At 65.3% G+C, this 16,206-nt stretch carries 8 protein-coding genes and 2 pseudogenes; 7 read left to right on the top strand and 3 right to left on the bottom strand.

Annotation, left to right across the window (positions count from 1 at the left end; translation table 11 throughout):
• The first annotated feature begins 82 nt into the window (after nucleotides 1–82).
• The 7 genes and pseudogenes from ABIB80_RS10580 (at nucleotide 83) to ABIB80_RS10550 (ending at nucleotide 11,674) form a co-directional block, all read left to right on the top strand.
• On the top strand, nucleotides 83–682 hold the full coding sequence (locus tag ABIB80_RS10580) for a hypothetical protein (protein WP_219684674.1): 600 nt from the start codon (nucleotides 83–85) through the stop codon (nucleotides 680–682).
• A 164-nt stretch (nucleotides 683–846) separates the two neighbouring features.
• The gene (locus tag ABIB80_RS10575) at nucleotides 847–1,098 is read left to right on the top strand and encodes a DUF6894 family protein (RefSeq protein ID WP_007594936.1); all 252 of its coding nucleotides are present in this window, start codon (nucleotides 847–849) and stop codon (nucleotides 1,096–1,098) included.
• 174 nt (nucleotides 1,099–1,272) lie between these two features.
• A pseudogene (locus ABIB80_RS10570) lies at nucleotides 1,273–3,038 on the top strand (methyl-accepting chemotaxis protein).
• 328 nt (nucleotides 3,039–3,366) lie between these two features.
• On the top strand, nucleotides 3,367–5,520 hold the full coding sequence (locus tag ABIB80_RS10565) for a methyl-accepting chemotaxis protein (protein WP_354127363.1): 2,154 nt from the start codon (nucleotides 3,367–3,369) through the stop codon (nucleotides 5,518–5,520).
• A 285-nt stretch (nucleotides 5,521–5,805) separates the two neighbouring features.
• Nucleotides 5,806–7,544 (top strand): annotated as a pseudogene (locus tag ABIB80_RS10560) (methyl-accepting chemotaxis protein).
• Nucleotides 7,545–7,738: 194 nt separating this feature from the next.
• Complete coding sequence (locus ABIB80_RS10555; RefSeq protein WP_354127362.1) at nucleotides 7,739–9,709, top strand: methyl-accepting chemotaxis protein; 1,971 nt, start codon at nucleotides 7,739–7,741, stop codon at nucleotides 9,707–9,709.
• 276 nt (nucleotides 9,710–9,985) lie between these two features.
• Nucleotides 9,986–11,674 (top strand): methyl-accepting chemotaxis protein, encoded by a 1,689-nt coding sequence (locus ABIB80_RS10550; RefSeq protein WP_354127361.1) that lies wholly within the window; start codon nucleotides 9,986–9,988, stop codon nucleotides 11,672–11,674.
• 3 nt (nucleotides 11,675–11,677) lie between these two features.
• On the opposite strand, the gene ABIB80_RS10545 is transcribed toward ABIB80_RS10550, so the two are convergent.
• The 3 genes from ABIB80_RS10545 to ABIB80_RS10535 all read right to left on the bottom strand — a co-directional run bounded on the left by ABIB80_RS10545 (nucleotide 11,678) and on the right by ABIB80_RS10535 (nucleotide 16,137).
• Entirely contained in the window at nucleotides 11,678–14,392 is a 2,715-nt protein-coding gene (locus ABIB80_RS10545) for a DUF2339 domain-containing protein (protein WP_354127360.1), read from the bottom strand.
• Between the two features lie 49 nt (nucleotides 14,393–14,441).
• Entirely contained in the window at nucleotides 14,442–15,410 is a 969-nt protein-coding gene (locus ABIB80_RS10540; protein WP_354127359.1) for an NUDIX hydrolase, read from the bottom strand.
• 220 nt (nucleotides 15,411–15,630) lie between these two features.
• On the bottom strand, nucleotides 15,631–16,137 hold the full coding sequence (locus ABIB80_RS10535; RefSeq protein ID WP_007594910.1) for a tyrosine phosphatase family protein: 507 nt from the start codon (nucleotides 16,135–16,137) through the stop codon (nucleotides 15,631–15,633).
• Nucleotides 16,138–16,206: the final 69 nt, after the last annotated feature.

Below are 16,206 nucleotides of genomic sequence, written 5' to 3'. Positions count from 1 at the left end.
TCAATGTCGCCATGGTTAGTATGGTAAGCAGCGGGTAAAGAGATAAGGCATAGCCCGCTGCGGGGTTGGTTCGGAGTTGAGCATGCTTGCGCGTATTGTGTTGGGGGCGGTCACGGCGGTAGCGACGTTTGCGCCGGCCATTGCTGGAAGCATGAACGCCGATGAGGCGCGCCGCTTCGTCGCCGGGAAGGTGTTTGCTTTCACCTGCTTTGACGGCACCCGCGGGGCTGGCCGCATCATGGACGACCTCGGCGCCGCCGGCGCCGTGCAGTTCTCGGGTGCAGGTCCGGTGAAACATCTCCGTCTGCCCGGCAACACGCTTCAGATCCGCGGCCAGAACGTCTGCGCCTCGATCAAGGGCATTCCGTTCGAGCCCTGTTTCAATCTTGAAAAGACCGACGATCGCAGTTTCCGCGGCTCGGTGTCGGGGATGGGCTTTGCCTATTGCGACTTCCATCACCAAGGCGGCAACCAGATGCTGATGGCGCGCGCCGTCGCGCGGCCGCGCTCGCTGCGCACCTCGGAACACACGGGTTCGGTCGGCGCGACCAACACCGAAGTCGCCGCGCGTATCGAGACCCCACGCGTCGAGAGCAGCCGGCTCGAGCCGGTGAAGCCGCAAGTTAAATCGGAGCCCGCCAGGGACGACGCCCCGCTGGAGCTGCGCCGCTCGACCCAGTGAGTTGGCTGCGCAGGACAGTCCGCGCACTTTGTCGTTGAGAGCTGCCATCAAACACGAAGCCGCCGCGCCGTAGTCATACGGACGGCGGCTTTCATGCGTTGGTAGCTGTTCGCGCCCCAGTTTGCGTACGGCCGGGGGGCGCGGCCCGATCAAAGGGTTCAACGATGTCGCTGTACTTCTTCCGTATCAGCACGGGCCGCTATTCCGGTGCTGCCGACCAGCCATATGAGTTCGAGGACCGCGCCGCGGCCTGGACCGAGATGACCGAAGTCTGTGCCAATTTGCTCGGCGGCATCTCACGCGGCCTGAAACAGGACGCCGAATGGCGCATGGAGCTGCTCGACGAGAACAAGGAGCCGGTGTTCCGGATCAGCCTGATCGGCGAGAGCCAGAAAGCCCTTGGTCGCACTGGCTAAAAATCGGGCATCCTACCGCCGCGTGTGGTTAACCTGTTAAGCGCGCGGACCGTGCCATTTTTCAAGGGATTTCCCGGCGAAGCCGGTATTTGTCCGGGGGCGGCCGTTAACCGGATCACCACACCTGAAGCTCAGTTTTTAGGCAAGGGCGATCAACGCCGAGGGCGGCCGACAATGACTTGGCCGCGCATCCCGGGAAACGCCCTCATGTCGAGACTCATCCAGAATCTACAAATTGGTACCAAGCTCGCGCTCACTTCGGTGTTCGGCGTTATTCTCGTCGGCGCCATGATCGCGAGCCAGGTCATCGGCAACAACACCGTGCGTCATTCCAACCAAGCAGCAATTGCGCAGCAGGAATTGGTGCGCGAGGCCACCGAAGCCAAGCTTGGAATACGTGGCATGCAGCTCGCTGTACGCGACATGCGTCTCGCCAACAATCAGGGTGACTTGCAAAAGGCGAGCGAGACTCTGCTGGAGCGGTCGAAAGCGCTGAACGGCGTCATCGATTCCATGCTCAGATTGACGCACTCCCCGGAAAATCGCGCGCGGATGGAGAAGCTCAAGTTGACGTCCGCCGATTACCTGAAGGGCGCACAGCAGAACGCCTCTTTTCGCAGCGAGGCCATTGCCATTGCGGCCACGGACCCCGCGCGCGCGGCCAAGATTTCCGAGGAAGGCGCGCGCCAGATCCGTGAGGTGACGCTGCCGCTTGCGACGCAACTGGATAATTTGACCAGCGAGATCGCCGATTTCGCCAAGCACAAAGGCGAGGAAGAAATCGCTGCCGCGACCAGGAGATGGCCGCGAGCGAGCGTCTCGGCATGGTGGTCGGTGCGTGCGCCGTGCTCGTCCTCGTCGGTTCATGGCTGATGTCCTTCCTGACCATCGCGCGGCCGATCCGCGCGCTCACGGTTGCCATGGACAAGCTCGCTGGTGGTGACTTCTCCGTGGTGCTGCCGGGGCTCGGCCGCAAGGACGAGGTCGGCGGCGTCGCCGCGTCCGTCGAAAAATTCAAGATCGTATCCGAGCAAAAGGCGCGCGAGGATGCCGAGGCCAAGATCAGGCAGGACCAGGTCGCAGCCGCGCAACGCAAGGCAGAGATGCACAAGCTCGCGAACGGCTTCGAAGCTGCCGTCGGGGAGATTGTCGACACCGTCTCCTCGGCCGCGACGGAGCTCGAAGCGTCGGCCTCGACGCTGACCTCGACGGCGGAGCGGGCACAGGAACTGACGATAGTGGTTGCTGCGGCCTCGGAGGAGGCGTCGACCAACGTGCAGTCGGTGGCGTCGGCCACGGAGGAGCTGTCGTCCTCGATCACCGAGATCAGCCGACAGGTGCAGGAATCGGCGCGGGTCGCGAGCGAGGCGGTTACCCAGGCCCGCACCACAACGGACCGTGTCGGCGAATTGTCCAAGGCGGCGGCTCGCATTGGCGACGTGGTCGAGCTGATCAACACCATCGCCGGCCAGACCAATCTGCTGGCGCTCAATGCCACCATCGAGGCCGCGCGCGCGGGCGAGGCCGGCCGCGGCTTTGCCGTGGTGGCTTCCGAAGTGAAGGCGCTGGCCGAGCAGACCGCAAAGGCGACCGGCGAAATCGGCCAGCAGATTTCGGGCATCCAGGCGGCGACGCAGGACTCGGTCGCCGCCATCAGCGCCATCAGCAACACCATCGAAAAGCTGTCCGAGATATCGTCTACGATCGCTGCGGCCGTCGAGGAGCAGGGCGCGGCGACGCAGGAGATCTCGCGCAACGTGCAGCAGGCGGCGGAAGGCACCCATCAGGTCTCGTCCAACATCACCGACGTGCAGCGCGGCGCGGGCGAAACTGGATCGGCATCCTCGCAGGTGCTGGCAGCGGCACAGTCGCTGTCCGGCGACAGCAACCGCCTCAAGCTCGAGGTCGGCAAATTCCTCGACACCGTGCGCGCGGCCTAAGAACCTCGTTCCGGACAGCTCGGAAGACGCCCTGCCTCCTTAGGCGGGGCGTTTTTGCATCCGATCGTCGCCGCGAACGTCTCGCGCAGGCCTTCGGCGAACGTCGGCTGCAAAAACAAACAGCGGCGACCTCAAGCTGAAATTTACAACCTGCTCGCGAAATTACCCCTTCGATTTCAACTATTTGGGCTGAAATCTCAGTATTTCTCCGAACCCTCCCGTTAACCAGAATGCGAAAACACGAGGACTAGATTCTCCGGCAAGGGCGATCAACGTCCATGCAGCCGGCAAGGACTTGGCTGCGTGTTTCCTTCGGGGGAAACGTACCATGTTGAGCCCTGCACATCATCAGGCCCGAACTCAGGCCGCCAGCGCGTGGAGTCGGCTCGGACATGTTCGGATCGGCACGATCTTGCCGATCATCATCTCTGCCCTGGTCTTGCTGGGGTTGGCCTCGGCCGGATTCATCGCCTATGAGGCCATCCTCAAGAGGCGAGAGTCCGGGGCATTCCTGAAGGTCAATGCAGTTGCCCAGCTGCTGCTGCGCAGCGCAGGACATTGGGCGATTGAACGCGGGCTGACCAACGCCGTGCTGAAGTCTCCTGATGTCGTCAGCCCCGAGCGCCGTGCCGAAATCGCAAAGGCGCGCGCGACGGCCGACGAGGCCTTTCGCCAAGCCATCCTCGATATCAGCGCGATTCCCGAAATGGGGGCGGGGCAAAGACAGATTGCGGACGCAGCGACGAAATTCGAGGCGCTGCGTCTCCTGCGTGAGAAGGCCGACGTGGGAATGTCGCGCCCGCGCGTCGAACGCGAACCTGACCTCGTCGATGGCTTCGCGCCAACGATTACGGAGGTGATCGACGTCGCGAGCAACCGCTTGCGGCTGACGCTCGAAACGCTCACCAGCCCGCCCGTGGCAAGGCTGGCGCAGCTCATCGGCTTGCGACATCTGACAGCTCAGATGGCCGAGAATGCCGGAAGGGAGCGGGCCCTGCTGGCCGGTGTCGTCGGTGCGCGTGCGAAGCTCGGGATGGAGGGCTATGAGCGCCTTTCGGCGCTGCGGGCCAAGGTCGAGCTCGCATGGGACACGGTATTGCCGGTGCGGCTGCGCTCGGACCTCGCCCTGCAGATCGGCGAGGCGATGACGGAGGTCGAGAAGTCCTATTTTGGACTCTACGGTGAAACGCGGGCGCTTGTGCTCGCCGGTGGCGAAGCCGGGGACTACAAGATCACGGGACCCGAGTACTTCACGCGGGCCACTGCCGGCATCAATGCGGTGCTGAAGCTCGGTGAAGCCATTGGCGCGGCCGCTGACCGCGAAGCCACGATGCAGGCAGAAGTCAGCACTCGTAATTTCGCTTTCACGGTCGTGTTGCTCTGCGCCTCGGTGATGCTCGCTGGCCTCAGTTTCTGGATCACCTTTGGCCGGATCCTCAAGCCGCTTTCAGCCATTTCGGTTGCGATGGGTGGGCTCGCCAATGGCGACTTCACGACGGTCGTACCAGGCACCCGCCGAGGTGACGAGGTCGGCGAGATGGCACGGACCGTTGAAGTCTTCAAGCAAAACGGCCTCGAAGTCGAACGCATGCGCGGCGATCACGCTGCGGCCGAGAAGCGGGCAGCCGAGCAGCGCAAGGTGGAAATGCGGAAGCTGGCCGACGGCTTCGAAGCCGCGATCGGGGAGATCGTCGACACCGTGTCCTCGGCAGCGACCGAGCTGGAAGCCTCGGCGTCGACGCTCACATCGACTGCGGAGCGTGGGCAGCAGCTCACGACCATGGTTGCTGCGGCCTCCGAGGAGGCGTCCGCCAACGTACAGGCGGTGGCGTCGGCGACCGAGGAGCTGTCGTCCTCTATCACCGAGATCAGCAGGCAGGTGCAGGAATCGGCCCGCGTGGCCCACGAAGCTGTCGGCCAGGCGCGTGTCACCACCGAGCGTGTCAGCGAATTGTCCAAGGCGGCGACGCGGATCGGCGCCGTGGTCGAGCTGATCAGCACGATCGCAGGTCAGACCAATCTCCTGGCGCTCAACGCGACCATCGAGGCCGCGCGCGCCGGCGAAGCGGGTCGCGGCTTTGCGGTTGTCGCCTCCGAGGTCAAGGCACTCGCCGAACAGACCGCGAAGGCCACCGGTGAGATCGGGCAGCAGATCGCCAGCATCCAGACCGCGACCGAGCATTCGGTCGGCGCAATCAAGGACATCAGCGGCACTATCGAGAAGCTCTCGGAGATTTCCTCCACGATCGCGGCGGCCGTGGAAGAGCAGGGCGCGGCGACACAGGAAATCTCCCGCAACGTGCAGCAGGCGGCGGAAGGCACCCATCAGGTCTCGGCCAACATCACCGACGTGCAGCGCGGGGCGAGCGAGACCGGCTCGGCGTCGTCGCAGGTGCTGGCGGCGGCCCAGTCGCTCTCTGGCGACAGCAACCGTCTCAAGCTCGAAGTCGGCAACTTCCTCGATACCGTGCGCGCAGCGTGACGCGGCATCGCGCAGCGCAAGCGGAACGCGAGATCGGGTTCGTCTGCTGAGCGACGACGCGCCCGCGCACTGGGATCGACGTTAACGCACGTGACGCGGCAAATTCGCGAGGCGTGTTTCGATTGCGCGGGATGGTTGCGATAATCCGGCAATTGAGCGACATATTCAGTATTTCTACTCAAGCGGCATCGCCTCGCGCTTAACGTTAATGGAAAGCTCGCAGACTAGCCTCCAAGGCTGTTCGCGCGCTTCGCCGCGACAATGCGTATCCCGGGGATGTTTTCGATGATGTTCATTCAGAATCTGCGAATTGCCACCAAACTCGCCATCACCTCGGCGCTGACCCTCGCGCTCGTTGCGCTGATGATCCTCCTCCAGATGAGCGGAAGTGCCGAGGTCCAGAAGCTCAACAATAGCGCATCGGGACAGCAGGCGATCGCGCAAAACGCCGCGGAAGCGAAGGCGTCGGTGCGGGGCATGCAGATCGGCATTCGCGACATCCTGACCTCGTCCTCGCCTGCCGAGTTGCAGAAGGCCGCCAGCTATTTCAACGACCGCCAGACGGCTGCCCTTAAGTTTTCCGGTGAAATGGCAGGGCTCTCGCAATCGCCGGAGAACCACAAACGTATCGACCGCCTGACCGTGTTGATTGGCAATTTCCAGAAAGGCGAGCAGCAGATCGAGGCGATCCGTAAGCAGGAGCTCGCGCTCGAGTCGAGGAAGGACGGCGAAGCGGCGACGCAATTGGCAAAGCTGACCGCTGAAATCATCCGCATCCGCAAGGAGATGCTGATGCCGACCAACGCGGAAATATCGGAACTGGCCGACGAGATCACGAACTTCGCCAAGCATAAGAGTGCAGAGGCGCGCACGGCGGCGGAAACAGAGGCTGCGTCCGTTGCGCGGACGTCATTCGTCGCAGGCGTGCTGGTCGCGCTGGTCCTGATCGGCGCGTGCGTCTTCTCGATCTTCAGCATTGCCCGTCCGATGCGCGCCCTGACTGTCGCGATGGAGAAGCTCGCGGGCGGCGACTTCGCTGTGGTGCTGCCGGGCCTCGGCCGCAAGGACGAGGTCGGCGGCGTTGCCGGTGCCGTCGAAAAATTCAAGACCGTATCCGAGCAGAAGGCGCGCGAGGAAGCGGAAGCCAAGATGCGGCAGGACCAGATGGCGGCCGAGCAGCGCAAGGCCGAGATGCGCAGGCTTGCCGACAGTTTCGAAGGCGCCGTCGGCGAGATTGTCGGCACGGTGTCGTCGGCCTCGACCGAACTCGAAGCGTCGGCCACGACGCTGACCTCGACCGCCGAGCGCACGCAACAGCTCACGACCGTGGTTGCAGCAGCCTCGGAGGAAGCCTCGACCAACGTGCAATCGGTGGCGTCTGCGACCGAAGAGCGTCCTCGATCACCGAGATCAGCCGCCAGGTGCAGGAATCGGCGCGGGTCGCGAGCGAGGCGGTGACCCAGGCCCGCACCACAACGGACCGTGTCGGCGAATTGTCCAAGGCGGCGGCTCGCATTGGCGACGTGGTCGAGCTGATCAACACCATCGCCGGCCAGACCAATCTGCTGGCGCTCAATGCCACCATCGAGGCGGCACGCGCGGGCGAAGCCGGTCGTGGCTTTGCCGTGGTGGCTTCCGAAGTGAAGGCGCTCGCGGAGCAGACCGCAAAGGCGACCGGCGAAATCGGCCAGCAGATTTCGGGCATCCAGGCCGCGACGCAGGACTCGGTCGCCGCCATCAGCGCCATCAGCAACACCATTGAAAAGCTGTCCGAGATATCGTCCACGATCGCTGCGGCCGTCGAGGAGCAGGGCGCGGCGACGCAGGAGATCTCGCGCAACGTGCAGCAGGCGGCGGAAGGCACCCATCGGGTCTCGTCCAACATCACCGACGTGCAGCGCGGCGCGGGCGAAACCGGCTCGGCATCGTCGCAGGTGCTGGCAGCCGCGCAGTCGCTGTCGGGCGACAGCAACCGCCTCAAGCTCGAGGTCGGCAAATTCCTCGACACCGTGCGCGCGGCCTGACGGGCGCATATCTCTGAGAGAACTGCAACCGCCGCGCGTAGAAGCGCGGCGTTTGCGCGCGTGCATATTGCGGCGCCGCGACGAAGACCGCGCAGGGTTAACTTTCCGGAAAACCGATGCAGTCATGATCCCCGCAATATTCCGGGCGCTGAGTCGCCCTCACGTATTGCGTATCGACGTATTGGAGCACACTCATGAGCGGCCCTTCCATTCGCCTCGCCCACAAGGTCATGGCGATCGGACTGTTCGGATTGTTGGGCCTCGTCGCCTTCGGCGCGATCTACGAGATCGGCAGTCTCTCCCAGGACGCCTCTCGCGAGATTGCCAACCGGGCTCGTGCGATCGCCGACATCGACAAGCAGCTCTCGATCGAGATGCTGGAGGCTCGCCGGGACGAGAAGAACTTCCAGCAGCGCCGCAACGAAAGCTACGCCAAGGCCCATGCCGAATTGATCGGCCCGATCAACCGCGACTTCGAGGAGATCGAGCGGCTGGTTGCGGCCGGCGGCATGGGCGCGCTGTCCGACCGGATGAAGCAGGCGCATGACGGCTTCAAGCGATACGCGTCGGACTTCGGCGCATTTGTGGCCGCGGAGACCCGGCTCGGCCTGAACGAGACGCTGGGCCTCTCCGGCTCGCTCCGCGCCGCCGTGCACGACATTGAGGCCAAGCTCAAGGAGATCGACGATCCCAGGTCCACGAGCTGGATGCTGATGATGCGCCGGCATGAGAAGGATTTCATGCTGCGGCGCGACCCAAAATACATCGCCGAGATGAAGAAGGCCGCAGTTGAATTCTCCAAGGCGATAGAGGTTGTCGCGGTCCCTACGGCGGTGATGAACGACATCACGGCCAAGCTGCAGAAATACCAGTCCGAGTTCGCGGCGTGGGCCGACACTGCACGGCAGAGCGCAGCCCTTGACGCCAGCATGATGAAGACCTTCCGCGAGCTCGAGCCGGGTATGGTCGAGGTACGCAATACAGTCGAAGGCCTGTACAAGCAGGCCGAATTTGGGGAAGCCGCGACCCGCGATGCCGTGCGCATATGGATGATGGTCGCCTTCGGCGTCACCGTCGTAGTGCTCGCCGCAGTCGGCTTCCTTCTGGGGCGTTCGATCTCGAAGTCGCTTGCCGGCATGGTCGGTGCGATGACGCGGCTTGCGCGCGGCGAGCTTTCGATTTCCGTTCCCGGCATCGGGCGCAGGGACGAGATCGGCGAGATGGCCGGTGCCGTCGAGGTGTTCAGGACCAACATGGTGGAGGCCGAGCGGCTGCGCGTCGAGCAGATCGATGCCGAGGCGCGCGGGCGCCAGCAGCGTAAGGCCGACATGCACCGGCTCGCCGATAATTTCGAAGGCGCGGTCGGCGAGATCATCGATACTGTTTCATCGGCTGCAACCGAGCTCGAGGCGTCTTCGAACACGCTGACGCAGGCCGCCGAGCGCGGCAACGGGCTTGCCACCGTCGTGGCGGCCGCCTCCGAAGAGGCCTCCGCGAACGTGCAGTCGGTGTCTTCAGCGAGCGAGGAAATGACCTCCTCGATCTCCGAGATCAGCCGTCAGGTGCAGGAATCGGCGCGTGTCGCCGATGTTGCCGTCGAGCAGGCCCAGCGCACCAATGCGCGCGTCGCCGAGCTGACCAAGGCCGCTTCCCGCATTGGCGACGTGGTCGAGCTGATCAACACCATCGCCAGCCAGACCAATCTGCTGGCGCTCAACGCGACGATCGAAGCGGCGCGAGCGGGCGAGGCCGGCAAGGGTTTTGCCGTGGTCGCGACTGAAGTCAAGGCGCTCGCCGAGCAGACTGCGAAAGCGACCGGCGAGATCAGCCAGCACATCGGTGCGATCCAGACCGCAACGCAAGACTCAGCCGGGGCGATCAAGGAGATCGGCGACACCATCGCGCGGATGTCGGAGATCTCGTCGACCATCGCGGCCGCGGTCGAGGGGCAGGGCGCCGCCACGCAGGAGATCTCCCGCAACATCCAGCACGCCGCGAATGGCACCTCCGAAGTCTCAGCGAATATCGGCCACGTCCAGCGCGGCGCAGGCGAAACCGGGGCTGCCTCGGCGCAGGTGCATTCGGCTGCGCAATCCCTTTCGCAGGAGAGCAACCGGCTGAAGAGCGAGGTCGCGCGCTTCCTGGAATCGGTACGGGTGGCGTGACAGCCGCTGCCGCGTTGGGGCGCAAGCGGACACGCTGCGCGTGGCAGCATGAGGTGGCTGCGAGCTGCAACAAATGGTTGCATGAGAAATAGCGACTGTCGGAAGTGTCCCGTAATTTTACGTAGGTCCCTGTTAACGCCTGCTTGCGACTATGTGTGCAATCTCACGGGATAAGAACCAGCCAGCATTGTTGAACTGACATCCGTCTCGCCACCGTCGTGGCGATCACGGCGCAGGTGATTTGCGCGTTGTCAGGTAACATCGGGATTTGTCGTGATGTCGAAATTGTCGATCGTCTTCAAGCTTCTGGCCGTGCTGTCGGTCCTCGTTCTTTCGCTCGCCGGTGTCGGCGTGACGGCGATCGGCACCATGCAGAACATCAATTCCCATACGGTCGAGATTGCGGAGAGCTGGCTGCCCAGCGTGCGCGCGCTTGGCTCGCTTCGCGCCGACATTAACGAGCTGCGCGTGGCGCTTCGTCTGCATCTGATGCAGGACAGCGTCGAGGGCAAGGACGCCGCCGAGAAGCGCTTGGCCTCGCTGCGCGCGCGCATCGACCAGACCCGCAAGGTCTACGAGCCGCTGATCACCTCCGCCGAGGAGCGCTCGCTCTATGGGCAATGGAGCACGGCGTGGGCCGAGTATCTGAACGGCGTGCAGGACGTGATGGCGTTGTCGCGCAAGGGCGTGGGACGTTTCCCGGCCGACGCTAACGAGCTGTTGCAGACCAAGGTCGCGAAGATGGCCCAGGCCGCCGACCCGCTGCTTCAGAAGGGCATCGAGATGAACAATCGCGGCGCCGAGCTGGAGACCAAGCAGGCCGCCGACAGCTATGCCATGATCTTCCGCGTGCTGGTCGGCATCATCGTGCTCTCGGTCGTGATCGCGATTGGCGCCGCCTATTATCTCGTGCGCGACGTTTCCCGTGGCATTGCCTCGATTATCCGCCCGATGCAGTCGCTCGGCGAGGGTGACCTTTCGGCCGAGGTGCCGCATCGCGGCGAGCGGACCGAGATCGGCTCGATGGCGGATGCGCTGCAGATCTTCAAGGAGGCGCTGATCGCCAAGAAGGCCGCCGACGAGGCCGCCGCGCGCGACGCCGAAGTCAAGATCGAACGCGGCCGCCGCGTCGACGCCATCACCCGCAAGTTCGAAGCCATGATCGGCGAGGTCGTCGGCACCGTATCCTCGGCCTCCACCGAGCTCGAGGCCTCCGCCTCGACGCTGACCAACACCGCGCAGCGCGGACAGGAACTCGCGACCGTCGTCGCAGCCGCCTCCGAGGAAGCCTCGACCAACGTTCAGGCGGTAGCATCCGCTTCGGAGGAGCTGTCGTCCTCCATCACCGAGATCAGCCGCCGGGTGCAAGATTCGGCGCGGATGGCCGCGGAGGCCGTCGAGCAGGCGGCGCGGACCAACGACCGCGTCAACGCGCTGTCGCAGGCGGCGTCCCGCATCGGCGACGTCGTCGAGCTCATCAACACCATCGCGGGCCAGACCAATCTGCTGGCGCTGAACGCGACCATCGAAGCCGCGCGTGCCGGTGAAGCGGGCCGCGGATTCGCGGTCGTCGCCTCCGAGGTCAAGGCGCTGGCCGAGCAGACGGCAAAGGCGACCGGTGAGATCGGGGCGCAGGTCTCGGGCATCCAGGCAGCGACGCAGGAATCGGTCAGTGCCATCCAGGAGATTGGCGGCACCATCGAGCGGCTGTCCGAGGTGGCTGCGGCCATCGCCGCCGCCGTCGAGCAGCAGGGCGCGGCCACGCAGGAAATCTCGCGTAACGTCCAGCAGGCCTCGGTCGGCACGCAGGAGGTCTCGTCGAACATCACCGATGTGCAGCGGGGTGCGTTCGAGACCGGCGAAGCTTCGAACGAGGTGCTGTCGGCGGCAAAATCGCTCGCGACCGACAGCACCCGTCTCAAGGTCGAGGTCGCGCAATTCCTGGAATCGGTTCGCACGGCCTGATCCTCAAATGCTCGTCTGCGGAGCCGGCGGCGATGCGACCGGCCGCCGGAACAGGATACGCTGGTAGAGCCAGCCGATCGCTACCAGCACGATGCCGAGGCACATGAAGGACAGCGCGCGGTAGACGCCCGTCAGCGTCGACATGTCGATGACGAAGGCCTTCAGGATCGTCAACGCGATCACGACGGCCGACGCCAGCCGCGCCCGCTCCGAATTGACGAGAATGCCGACGCCGAGCAGCACCACGCCGAAGCCGAGCCAGCCGATCGAATAGGTATATTGCTCGGCGCCCGTCGTCGCCCCGGCGGAGAGGATCGGGCCGTGATAGAAGCGGCGGATCTCCAGCGTGACATAGGTCAGCGCGAACAGCAGCGCGCCGCCCGCAATCGTGTTGGCGTAGGCCTTGCCGCGTTCGCCAGCTACGGCATAGGACAGCAGCAGCATCAGCACCGCCGGCAGCGCGTAGCCGAGCAGCAGCAGGTTGAACATGGTCCCGCCGACATCGGTGCGCCACAGCAGCGGGTTCTCCAGGATCAAGAGGCCGAACACGCCGACGAGCCCCGCGATTGCCGTGAGCACGACCGCGCCGACATTGTGCACGATGCTGCGGCTGCGCTGCCGCAGACGCTCCAGCCCGATCGCCATGGCGAGCGCGACACAGGCCTGCAGCGCGCATTCGAGCAGCGACGGTGCCGACGTCACGTCGCCGCCGGTCGCAAAGTGCCGGATCTCCATGAAGGCGAGCAGTGCGGTGAACAGGATCGCGGCGCTCTCGATCATGCGCAACGGGGCGTCGTCGCCGCGGCGGCGCAGGAACAGGCTCGCCGCCCAGAACGATGCCGCCGGCACGCCGTAGCCCCACAACAGCCAGTTGAAGATCGGCGTGGTTCCGACGGCGTCGCCGACGATGCGTGGATCATAGCCGATCCGAGCGGTGACCAGGCCTGCGAAGATCGCGGCCAGCCAGCGCAGGAACGGGATCGGCCGCTGCATCGAGATCCAGGCGGTGCCGAGCGACATCAGCGCGAGTGCGATCGTGAGCCAGCCCTTCTCCAATGCAAATGTCAGCGCCAGCGCCAGCGCACCGAGCGTGCCGGTCGCGAACAAGGCCGTGGAGATCATGGCGCCCGGCCGGGTCTCGCGGCGCGCAAGCGCTTCGGTGGCAGCGCCGAAGGCGGCGGCGAGCAGTACCGCGAGGATGGCGAACGGGATCGAGCGGTCGAGATGCGCGATGCGTGCGTAGAGCGCGACCAGGATCGCGATCGGCGTCGCGACACCCGCGACCGACCACACCACCGGAATGATCGCCGAGTTCGAACGGCCCTGCGCGAGGAAGCCCGCGATGCCGAAGCCGGCGGCGAAGATCGCTGCCATCACCAGATGTAGCGTCACCGCGCTGTCGATCGCCGTCGGTGCGATGCCGGCGATGGGGCCGCCCGGCAGCACCAGCATGTCGGGATTGGCGCGCACCGCCCATTCGGCGAACACGATGAAGACGGTCGCGGCGGCCGCGCCGAGCGCGCCGGTGGCCGCCGGCGCGCGCCAGGCGACAAGCAGCGTCGCGCCGACGAGCAGCGTGAAGGCGATCAGCGCCAGGTCCGCATGCGCGCTCGACAGCACGATCAGCATCGCGCCGAACAGATAGGCACCGAGCGAGCCCGACGAGACCGGCTCGATCTCACCGTCCTCGATCGTCGGGCCGAACATGAAGCCGCAGACGACGAGAAGAGCGGCAAGAACGAAGCCTGCGATCACATGCAAAGCGTGCGGCGCGACCTGCAAGTCGCTGGTATCGAGCCCCGGAAAGATCCAGAGCACGGCGAAGGCGATCGTGGTGACCGCAAGCCAGCGCCACAACCGGATACGGGCGAGGCCGAAGCTCGCGGCGGTGACGATGGCGAGATAGATGTAGAGTGCCCAATAGTTCGGCTTGTCGCTCGAGACGAGGATCGGCGTCACGAACGCGCCGACTACGCCGAGGCCCGCGAGCGCGGGCCCGTGCAAGAGCGCTGCAGCCAGCGTGCCGAGCGCGACGAGGCCGAGCAGCACGAAGGCGGTCGCGGGGACGAGGAATCCATAGAGCGCGTAAGCCGCGTAGATGGTCGCAAATGCCACCGCCGTGCCGGCCGCGGTGAGGATCGCGGGAATGTTGGCGATCGGCAGCGCGGCGATGTTGGAGATGCTCTCCTTGCGGCGTGACCATTCGCCGGCGCCAAGCAGCGCCAGCGCGAACACGCCGCCAAGGAACACGCGCACACCGGGGCCGACGAGGCCGGCCTCGATCGAATAGCGCACCATGAAGAAGCCGCCGAGCGCGAGCGCAAGGCCGCCGATCCACACCACCCAGCGCGTGCCGAGCCGTTCCTCGAAGCCGGGCGCGGGCGCGGGTGCGGGCCGCGGCGGCGGCGCGTCGGCCTCGGTGCTCGGTTCGAGCGGAGGCGGTGAAACATCCTCCGTGACGGGCGGGGGCGGCGCCTCGGCTCCCGGTTCGGCTTGGGGCACAAGCGGCGGCGGCGCTGCAGAAGTCGTCGCGGACGCTTCAGCCCACACATCTGCCGGGATCCGCGGCGGCTGCACGGGCCGTTGCGCGTGGAACGTCGCTTCGAGCGAGCTCAGCCGTCGTCGCAGCTCAGCCGCCTGGCTGGAGGCCTTGATCGCGATGATGAAAGCGATGACCGCAATGATCAGCGCGAAGACGTCGAACGGGCCGTCAGACATAAAGCCTCCAGGCAATCGGCGGGCAGGGGCCGATCGCGCATATCTCGGGTTAGCGCCGGGAGCGTACGCGCAAGCCCGGCGCGGGCCGCTCCTGGAGCACGTCGCGACGGAAGCGGTAGAGCGCCGCCGGACGTCCGCCCGTCTGTGTCGACATCACCCCGGTCGGTTCGACCAGGGCTTCCATTTCGACCAGGCGGCGGAAATTTTGTTTGTGCAGGTGTCGGCCGGAGATCGCCTCCACCGTATACTGCAATTCGGTGAGTGTGAACTCGGCGGGCAAAAGTTCAAAGACCACAGGACGATACTTCAGTTTTGCACGCAGTCGCGCGATCGCTGTCGCAAGAATCCGGCGATGGTCGAAGCGCATGGATGTGCCGAGCGCGGACAGGGCCTTGCGCGCTAATGCCGCAGGGCGGCCGTCGCGCCGTGCTTCCTCGACCAGCCCGGCCTCGTACAGGAGCTCGTAGCGGTCGAGCACGCGCTCCTCGTCCCAGGACGCGCCGTCGAGACCGAAATAGAAACGCACGCGATCCTTGCGCGGCAGTGCGCGCGTCGTCTCCGGCGTCTCCTCTTCGGCCCACTCGGTCAATGCAGGGATGATGTCGTCCGCGATGATCGCGGGCGGCCCCTCGCGCCAGTCCTCCCACGGCAGGAAGCGATACCACGGCGCGAAGCTCGCACTCGTGGCTGCGAGTTCGCCGCCGATGGCGCGCGTCAGTGCGAGATAGCCGATCGACACCATGTGCGCGCCGATGTCGCCGGCTTCGGCATGCCGGCCGCGATCGCCGAACGTGTAGAGCTGTTCGACATAGCCGAGCCGCAGGCCCGTCTGTTCCTCGACCCAGGCCCGCAGGCCGATCTCGAAAGTGCGATGGCTCGGCGCATCGAACGGGCCGAACGGCAGGCCGGCCAGGCCATCACTGTCGCGCGCGGTGAGGATCAGCGGTTCATGATTCTCGATCGCGACGATCGCGGCAGTCAGGCCGATCTCGATCGGCGTCAGCAGCTTTTCGCTCATGCGACAGCGATCGCGTGAGTGATGAGATAGGTATGCCAATTGTTTGAGCCGGTCTCGCCGCGGGCTCGCTGTAACCTCTCCCGCTTGCGGGAGAGGTCGGCGCGCAGCGCCGGGTGAGGGCTTTCTCCTCTAGGGGACTGTCCCGATGCGGAGATACCCTCTCCCCACCCCTCTCCCGCAAGCGGGAGAGGGAGCACACCTCTGCTGTGGTGCGCAACTGTCATTCGAGCTCGATCACGAACGGGCGGCCCTCGACCATCATCGCGCCCGGGCCCATCTCGTCGAGTGCGCGCAGCATGCGGCCGTTGCGTCCCAGCGCACGGTCGGCAAGGCTGACGATGCGGCGGTTCGGCGAGGCGATCGGGGAAGCCGCTCTAATCTTCTTTGCGATCTCGGTCTCGTCGCGATCCGGATTGAGTGCGCACACGGCGGCGAAGGCGCTCGCGGTGGAGCGGCTGATGCCGGCATAGCAATGCACCACCAGCGGCGCGTCACGGTCCCAGCTGCGCACGAAGTTCAGCACCTGCTCGATATGCGTTTCCGATGGCGCGACGAAGCCGTCCATCTCCTCGGTGATGTCGTCCATCGATACCTTGAGATGGTTGGCCGGCAGCACCGACACCGGCCGCGCCACCTGCTCGACATTGGCCATCACGGTCAGCACGTGGCTGGCCTTGGTGAGGCGGACGGTTTCGGGAAGGGCGGCGAGGGAACAGACGTGGATCATGGCGGACCTTTTTGGCGGCGAGTATAGCGAGCGCCCGTAGGGTGGGCAAAGGCGCATCGCGCCGTGCCC

The sequence above is a fragment of the Bradyrhizobium sp. i1.15.2 genome (assembly GCF_040548425.1).
Lineage (GTDB): Bacteria > Pseudomonadota > Alphaproteobacteria > Rhizobiales > Xanthobacteraceae > Bradyrhizobium > Bradyrhizobium canariense.
Note: the sequence above shows the minus strand (reverse complement) of the source record. Positions and strands in the feature narration are given on the sequence as shown.

Coding starts and splice junctions, on each gene's coding strand:
- ABIB80_RS10580 (WP_219684674.1), top strand. CDS start 83: ATGCTTGCGCGTATTGTGTTGGGGGCGGTCACGGCGGTAGCGACGTTT.
- ABIB80_RS10575 (WP_007594936.1), top strand. CDS start 847: ATGTCGCTGTACTTCTTCCGTATCAGCACGGGCCGCTATTCCGGTGCT.
- ABIB80_RS10565 (WP_354127363.1), top strand. CDS start 3,367: ATGTTGAGCCCTGCACATCATCAGGCCCGAACTCAGGCCGCCAGCGCG.
- ABIB80_RS10555 (WP_354127362.1), top strand. CDS start 7,739: ATGAGCGGCCCTTCCATTCGCCTCGCCCACAAGGTCATGGCGATCGGA.
- ABIB80_RS10550 (WP_354127361.1), top strand. CDS start 9,986: ATGTCGAAATTGTCGATCGTCTTCAAGCTTCTGGCCGTGCTGTCGGTC.
- ABIB80_RS10545 (WP_354127360.1), bottom strand. CDS start 14,392: ATGTCTGACGGCCCGTTCGACGTCTTCGCGCTGATCATTGCGGTCATC.
- ABIB80_RS10540 (WP_354127359.1), bottom strand. CDS start 15,410: ATGAGCGAAAAGCTGCTGACGCCGATCGAGATCGGCCTGACTGCCGCG.
- ABIB80_RS10535 (WP_007594910.1), bottom strand. CDS start 16,137: ATGATCCACGTCTGTTCCCTCGCCGCCCTTCCCGAAACCGTCCGCCTC.